At 58.9% G+C, this 7,385-nt stretch carries 6 protein-coding genes; 5 read left to right on the forward strand and 1 reads right to left on the reverse strand.

Going from position 1 to position 7,385, the window contains the following annotated elements; all coding sequences use genetic code 11:
* Window positions 1-18 precede the first annotated feature (18 nt).
* Entirely contained in the window at window positions 19-423 is a 405-nt protein-coding gene (gene fur, locus ACIOUG_RS26290; RefSeq protein ID WP_401069986.1) for a ferric iron uptake transcriptional regulator, read from the forward strand.
* 75 nt (window positions 424-498) lie between these two features.
* Here fur and recN read toward each other — a convergent pair whose 3' ends face one another.
* Window positions 499-2,172 carry a DNA repair protein RecN gene (gene recN, locus ACIOUG_RS26295; protein ID WP_401069977.1) on the reverse strand — a complete coding sequence of 558 codons (1,674 nt, stop codon included), beginning with the start codon at window positions 2,170-2,172 and terminating at the stop codon, window positions 499-501.
* A 239-nt stretch (window positions 2,173-2,411) separates the two neighbouring features.
* On the opposite strand from recN, the gene grpE reads away from it, so the two are divergent.
* From grpE to dapB, 4 genes are all read left to right on the forward strand, one after another.
* Complete coding sequence (gene grpE, locus ACIOUG_RS26300) at window positions 2,412-2,978, forward strand: nucleotide exchange factor GrpE (protein WP_007961425.1); 567 nt, start codon at window positions 2,412-2,414, stop codon at window positions 2,976-2,978.
* A 102-nt stretch (window positions 2,979-3,080) separates the two neighbouring features.
* Window positions 3,081-4,832: a molecular chaperone DnaK gene (dnaK, locus tag ACIOUG_RS26305; RefSeq protein ID WP_401069981.1), complete on the forward strand. Its 1,752-nt coding sequence runs from the start codon at window positions 3,081-3,083 to the stop codon at window positions 4,830-4,832.
* Window positions 4,833-5,129: 297 nt separating this feature from the next.
* A complete protein-coding gene (dnaJ, locus tag ACIOUG_RS26310; RefSeq protein WP_003221522.1) occupies window positions 5,130-6,254 on the forward strand; it encodes a molecular chaperone DnaJ in 1,125 nt (374 codons plus the stop codon).
* 9 nt (window positions 6,255-6,263) lie between these two features.
* Entirely contained in the window at window positions 6,264-7,070 is an 807-nt protein-coding gene (dapB, locus tag ACIOUG_RS26315; protein WP_401069983.1) for a 4-hydroxy-tetrahydrodipicolinate reductase, read from the forward strand.
* Window positions 7,071-7,385: the final 315 nt, after the last annotated feature.

Raw genomic sequence — 7,385 nt, forward strand, 5'->3', positions numbered from 1 at the left:
ATCGCGAGAAAGCACACCATGGTTGAAAAAAGCGAACTACGCAAACACCGCCACAAAGTGACCATGCCACGGGTCAAGATCCTGCAAATGCTCGACTCTACCGAGCAGCGTCACATGAGTGCCGAGGACGTCTACAAGGCGTTAATGGAAGCGGGCGAGGACGTCGGTCTGGCCACGGTTTACCGTGTTCTGACCCAGTTCGAAGCCGCTGGCCTCGTGGTCCGTCACAACTTCGACGGTGGCCACGCGGTATTCGAATTGGCCGACGGTGGCCACCACGACCATATGGTCAATGTGGAAACCGGTGAAGTCGTCGAATTCGTCAGTCCGGAAATCGAAAAGCTCCAGAAGGCAATCGCCGAGGAGCACGGTGTCGATCTGGTAGATCACAATCTGGTGCTGTACGTACGCAAGAAAAAGTAAGCATGTCGCGCGAATTTCAGGTTCGCGAAACGAACGAAGGCGACCCAAGGGTCGCCTTCGTGCTTTCTGCTGTGCTTAAACTTTTGCGGTAACCACCATTTTTTTCGCGTGAGCCAAAGATTCCTTGGTCAGGTCGATGCCGCCCAGCATCCGCGCCACTTCCTCTATGCGGTCGTTCTTGCTCAGCTTGGACACGGCGGTGTGAGTCGCCTGCTCGCCACGAACCTTGTGCACGAACAAATGCTGATGACCCTGCGCTGCCACTTGCGGCAAGTGCGTCACGGTCAGCACCTGCCCGCGATCGCCGAGGCGCCGCAACAACTGGCCGACGATTTCGGCTGTCGGCCCGCCGATACCCACGTCCACCTCATCGAATACCAGGGTTGGCACCCGTGAGGTCTGCGCGGTGATCACCTGAATCGCCAGGCTGATCCGCGACAGCTCGCCACCGGAGGCCACTTTGGCCAGTGCCTTAAGCGGCTGGCCGGGGTTGGCGCTGACCAGCAGTTCGACCTGTTCCAGACCATTGGGCAGCAATTCATCGCTGCTGTTGGCGCGCAATTCGATGGTGAAGCGACCGCCTGGCATGCCCAGGCGCTGGATTTCCTGCTCCACGGCGCTGGCAAGGCTGCCGGCGGCCTGGTGACGCAAGTCGCTCAGCTCTCGAGCCTTCTCTTGATAGTGGCGGGCATAAGAGGCCAGCTCTTCGCCCAGGCGCTCGATGGATTCGTCATTGGCGTTGAGCGTTTCGATCTCATCCAGCAGCTTCTGCTGCATCTCGGCGACTTCAGTTGGCTGGATCCGGTGTTTGCGGGCCAGTGTGTAAATCGCGTCGAGGCGTTCTTCCAGATATTGCAGGCGCGCGGGATCGGCATCGAAGTTGTCGAGGAAGCGATTGAGCTCGCCCACGGCTTCTTCGACCTGGATCTGCGCGCTGGTCAGCAGGCTGCTGGCTTCGCCCAGTGCGCCCACCGAGTTGTTCACGCTCGACAGACGGTTGAGGCTGGCGGTCAATGCATTCAATACGTTGCCGGAATCGCTTTCGCTGCACTGCTCGACCACTTGTCGGCAAATGCCGAGCAAGGCTTCGGCGTTGGTCAGGTTCTTGTGTTCCTGCTCCAGCTGTTCCAGCTCGTTTTCACCGAGGCCGAGATTTTCCAGCTCTTCGAGCTGATAGCTGAGCAATTGGTGACGGGCGCGTTGCTCGTCGCCGGAATTGGAGAGTCGCTCCAGCTCCTGGCGGGTCTGGCGCCAGCGCTGCGCGGCGAGTTGAACCTGACGGGCCAGATCGGTGGCGCCGGCGTATTCATCGAGCAGGCGGCGATGGGTATCGGTTTTCAGCAGCGATTGATGTTCATGCTGGCTGTGAATGTCGATCAGCAGTTCGCCGAGGGCCTTGAGATCGCCGAGCGGGCAGGGCGTGCCGTTGATGTAGCCGCGCGAACGGCCTTCGGCGGTGATTACCCGACGCAGGATGCACGGGCCGTCGCTTTCGAGGTCGCGCTCGGCCAGCCAGGCATGGGCCTCGGGAATATCGACCAGATCGAAGGTGGCCAGGATATCGGCCTTGTCGGCGCCCGGGCGAACCACGCCACTGTCGGCGCGATCGCCGAGGGTCAGGCCCAGGGCGTCGAGCATGATCGACTTGCCGGCGCCGGTTTCCCCTGTGATCACGCTCATCCCGCGATCAAGTTCGAGATCGAGATGTTCAACGATGGCGTAGTTATGTACGGACAGGTGCACCAGCATAAGGCCGCTCCCAGGCTTTAGGTCTGGTTATTTATACAGTGTTTTGTTTCGGGCTGACAATGCCCTCGCTTAGCTCGATTTGCTTGATCCGATCAAATGCTTAGTTCGAGCAGGAATGACAATGCAGCACTTTTTTGTAGGGGTAATCGTTGCAGGCCCTTGAAGCCTGATTTTGCGGCCCCATATATCGGGGCAGAAGCGCGAGTACAGCTCGCGGACGTAATTGAAAGGAGAATTCTATGGCTGACGAACAGACAGTAGATACGCAAAATCCAGAAGCCAATCAGGCGCCCGAAACTTCGGGTGACGACCTGGCGACCCGTGTACAAGTGCTCGAAGAGCAGTTGGCCGCCGCGCAGGATCAGTCGCTGCGCGTAGCTGCCGATCTGCAGAACGTCCGCCGCCGTGCCGAGCAGGATGTCGAGAAGGCGCACAAGTTTGCGCTGGAGAAATTCGCCGGTGACTTGCTGCCGATCGTCGACAGCCTGGAGCGCGGTCTCGAACTGTCGAGCCCGGACGACGAGAGCATCCGTCCGATGCGCGAAGGTATCGAGCTGACCCTGAAAATGTTCCACGACACCCTCAAGCGTTATCAGCTTGAAGCGATCGATCCGCATGGCGAACCGTTCAACGCCGTTCACCATCAGGCGATGGCCATGCAGGAAAGCGCCGACGTAGAACCGAACAGCGTTCTGAAGGTGTTCCAGAAGGGCTACCAGCTCAACGGTCGCCTGTTGCGTCCGGCGATGGTTGTGGTCAGCAAGGCGCCGGCGCCAATTTCGCCTTCGATTGACGAGAAGGCTTGAAATTAGCCGCAAGGCCCCCATTTAGAAGTCAAGCGTTTAAGTATTACCGCAGTTAGCCACCACTGCTGCGGCAACCAAATCCAAAGTTTCGGGAGAGTGAACATGGGCAAAATTATCGGTATCGACCTGGGGACTACCAACTCCTGCGTCTCCGTGCTGGAAAACGGCAAGGCCAAAGTTATTGAAAACGCTGAAGGCGCGCGTACCACGCCGTCGATCATCGCTTACGCCAACGATGGCGAAATCCTGGTAGGTCAGTCGGCCAAGCGTCAGGCAGTGACCAATCCGCACAACACCCTGTATGCGGTGAAGCGTCTGATCGGTCGCAAGTTCGACGAAGAAGTCGTACAGAAAGACATCAAGATGGTCCCGTACAAAATCGCCAAGGCTGACAACGGCGACGCCTGGGTTGAAGTGAACGGCCAGAAAATGGCGCCGCCACAAATCTCGGCTGAAATCCTGAAGAAGATGAAGAAGACCGCCGAAGACTACCTCGGCGAGCCTGTGACCGAAGCGGTGATCACCGTTCCGGCCTACTTCAACGACAGCCAGCGTCAGGCGACCAAAGACGCCGGCCGCATCGCCGGTCTGGACGTTAAACGTATCATCAACGAACCAACCGCAGCTGCTCTGGCTTACGGTATGGACAAGGCCAAGGGCGATCACACCGTGATCGTTTACGACCTGGGTGGCGGTACTTTCGACGTGTCCGTTATCGAGATCGCTGAAGTTGACGGCGAGCACCAGTTCGAAGTGTTGGCCACCAACGGTGACACCTTCCTCGGCGGTGAAGACTTCGACATTCGTCTGATCGACTACCTCGTTGACGAATTCAAGAAAGAAAGCGGCATGAACCTCAAAGGTGACCCGCTGGCCATGCAGCGCCTGAAAGAAGCCGCTGAGAAAGCCAAGATCGAGCTGTCGTCCGCTCAGTCGACCGACGTCAACCTGCCGTACATCACTGCAGACGCCACCGGTCCTAAGCACCTGAACGTGAAAATCTCGCGTGCCAAGCTCGAAGCCCTGGTTGAAGACCTGGTTCAGCGCACCATCGAGCCTTGCCGTATCGCCATGAAAGACGCCGGTATCGACGTTGGCGCGATCAACGACGTGATTCTGGTCGGTGGTCAGACCCGTATGCCGCTGGTGCAGAAATTGGTGACCGATTTCTTCGGTAAAGAAGCTCGCAAAGACGTGAACCCGGACGAAGCCGTTGCCATGGGTGCTGCGATCCAGGGCGCCGTGACCATTCACGTCCTGCAAGGTGAGCGTAAGCAGGCTGCACAGAACAAATCCCTGGGCAAGTTCGACCTGGCCGACATTCCACCAGCTCCACGTGGCGTGCCGCAGATCGAAGTGACCTTCGACATCGACGCTAACGGCATCCTGCACGTCGGCGCGAAAGACAAGGCGACCGGTAAAGAGCAGAAGATCACCATCAAGGCCAACTCCGGTCTGTCGGATGAAGAAATTCAGAAGATGGTTCGCGATGCCGAGCTGAACGCCGAGGAAGACCGCAAGTTCGCTGAGCTGGCTGAATCCCGTAACAAGGGTGATGCACTGGTTCACTCGACTCGCAAAATGGTTACCGAAGCGGGCGACAAGGTCAGCGCTGAAGAGAAGACCGCGATCGAAGCTGCCGTGGTTGCACTGGAAGCCGCTGTGAAAGGCGACGACAAGGCTGCCATCGAAGCGAAGATCGAAGAGCTGTCGAAAGTCTCGGCTCCGGTTGCGCAGAAGATGTACGCCGAACAGGCTCAGCCTGCTGAAGGCGCGGCACCGCACGACGAGAAAGCTGAAAAGGCTGACGATGTTGTCGATGCCGAGTTCGAAGAAGTCAAAGACCACAAGTAAGTTGTTGGTCGCCCGGTTGACTGCCTTGCGGCGGTGACTGGTAGGATGTCGCCGCGCGGGAGCTTGCTCCCGCGTTGGCGTATCTGGAATACGTGAATTTTTACAGCATGCGACAAGGTGCGGATGCTGCTGGTATGGCCGGGAATGCTCCTGCTTTTCGCGCCGCAAGTACCAAACGAAACAAAGTCCAGGATCGTTGAATTGACGTGAGTTGGGTCCGGGCCTGTATTGGGGCTCAACGAGTTTGGCCATCCTCAGGAGGGGTTTGCCGGACGTCCTCAAGAGTGCAAAAGAATTATGGCAAAGCGTGACTATTACGAAGTGTTGGGTGTTGAGCGTGGTTCAAGCGATGCGGACCTGAAGAAGGCCTATCGTCGTCTCGCGATGAAGCACCACCCGGACCGTAATCCCGATGACAAAGCGTCGGAAGAACTGTTCAAAGAGGCCAACGAGGCCTACGAAGTATTGTCCGATTCGAGCAAGCGCGCGGCGTACGACCAGTACGGCCATGCCGGCGTCGACCCAAGCATGGGTGGCGGTGGCGCCGGTTTCGGCGGGCAGAATTTCTCGGACATCTTTGGCGATGTCTTCAGTGACTTCTTCGGTGGCGGTCGCGGCGGTTCCCGTGGCGGCGCCCAGCGTGGCAGCGATCTGCGCTACACCCTGGAGCTGAATCTCGAAGAAGCGGTGCGCGGTACCACCGTGAATATCCGTGTTCCGACACTGGTCAACTGCAAGCCATGCGATGGTTCCGGGGCGAAGAAAGGCTCGTCGCCTTCGACCTGCCCGACCTGCGGCGGCATCGGTCAGGTGCGCATGCAGCAGGGCTTCTTCTCGGTGCAGCAGACCTGCCCGCGTTGCCATGGCCAGGGCAAGATCATTTCCGATCCGTGCGACTCCTGCCACGGCGACGGTCGTGTCGAAGAGTACAAAACCCTCTCGGTCAAAGTGCCGGCTGGCGTTGATACCGGCGACCGCATTCGTCTGTCCGGCGAAGGCGAGGCGGGTACCCAAGGTGGCCCGACTGGCGACCTGTACGTGGTGATCAACGTGCGCGAGCACGACATCTTCCAGCGTGACGGCAAACATCTGTTCTGCGAAGTGCCGATCAGCTTTGTTGATGCGGCGCTCGGCGGCGAACTGGAAATCCCGACCCTCGACGGTCGCGTCAAACTGAAAATTCCTGAAGGCACCCAGACCGGCAAGCAGTTCCGTGTTCGCGGTAAAGGCGTGGCGCCGGTGCGTGGCGGTGGTGCGGGCGATTTGATGTGCCGCGTTGCGGTCGAGACGCCGGTCAATCTGAATCGTCGTCAGCGCGAATTGCTCGAAGAATTCCGCAGCTCGCTGGCGGACGACAACAGCCACTCGCCGAAAACCACCGGTTGGTTCGATGGTGTGAAGCGCTTCTTCGGCGATCTGTAAGGAGTCGGCATGCGACGTATAGCTGTGATGGGCGCCGCCGGGCGCATGGGCAAGATTCTGGTCGAGGCCGTGCAGCAGCGCGCGCCGCTGACCGGCCTGACCGCGGCGATCGTTCGTCCCGGCAGTACGCTGATCGGGGTGGACGCCGGTGAACTGGCTTCGCTGGGGCGTATCGGGGTGCCGTTGTCCGGCAACCTGGAGTCGGTGGCTGACGAGTTCGACGTGCTGATCGATTTCACCCTGCCGGAAGTCATGCTGAAAAACCTCGCGTTCTGCCGCAAGGCGGGCAAGGCCATGGTCATCGGCACCACCGGGCTCGACGCTGCGCAGAAGCAATTGCTGGCCGAGGCGGGCAAGGATATTCCGATCGTGTTCGCGGCCAACTTCAGTGTCGGGGTCAACCTGTCGCTGAAGCTGCTCGAAATGACCGCTCGGGTGCTGGGCGATGATGCTGACATCGAGATCATCGAGGCGCATCACCGGCACAAGATCGATGCGCCTTCGGGCACTGCCCTGCGCATGGGTGAAGTGATTGCCGATGCGCTGGATCGTGATCTGCAGAAGGTCGCGGTCTATGGTCGTGAAGGCCATACCGGTGCGCGCGAGCGGGAAACCATTGGTTTCGCCACTGTTCGCGGTGGTGACGTGGTCGGTGATCACACCGTGCTGTTCGCCTGTGAGGGCGAGCGCCTGGAGATCACGCACAAGGCTTCCAGCCGCATGACTTTTGCCAAAGGCGCGGTGCGTGCGGCGTTGTGGCTGGATGGTCGCGAGCCGGGTCTGTATGACATGCAGGACGTGCTCGACCTGCATTGATTGACTGTTTTACCCAGCGCAAACGCCCGTTTGCGCTGGTTTTTCTACACCGCGCGACGCCCTGTCGCATTCTCCGGCCTTTTAGGCTCTTTAGCGGTGGACCAAAAAAGCCTTTTTCTGTAAGCTACAGCTTTAGTGTGTCCACTAAAAGCGCGCAGAATAATTCAGTGAAGAAGCGGGGTGACGTGTCCATACGTCACTCCGCTTTTTTACAACCTGCGATTGCCCTTTCATGCGTTATTTACGGGAGCTCTTCTAGACTAAGCCAGCCATACTCGCCCATGCTGATGGCAGCATGGTTCGCGGCGAAGCCAT

The organism is Pseudomonas sp. NPDC087803 (assembly GCF_044742995.1).
Lineage (GTDB): Bacteria > Pseudomonadota > Gammaproteobacteria > Pseudomonadales > Pseudomonadaceae > Aquipseudomonas.

Bases quoted from the DNA above. Each gene is read 5' to 3' on its own strand.
- dapB (WP_401069983.1), top strand. From the start codon at position 6,264: ATGCGACGTATAGCTGTGATGGGCGCCGCCGGGCGCATGGGCAAGATT.
- grpE (WP_007961425.1), top strand. From the start codon at position 2,412: ATGGCTGACGAACAGACAGTAGATACGCAAAATCCAGAAGCCAATCAG.
- fur (WP_401069986.1), top strand. From the start codon at position 19: ATGGTTGAAAAAAGCGAACTACGCAAACACCGCCACAAAGTGACCATG.
- dnaK (WP_401069981.1), top strand. From the start codon at position 3,081: ATGGGCAAAATTATCGGTATCGACCTGGGGACTACCAACTCCTGCGTC.
- recN (WP_401069977.1), bottom strand. From the start codon at position 2,172: ATGCTGGTGCACCTGTCCGTACATAACTACGCCATCGTTGAACATCTC.
- dnaJ (WP_003221522.1), top strand. From the start codon at position 5,130: ATGGCAAAGCGTGACTATTACGAAGTGTTGGGTGTTGAGCGTGGTTCA.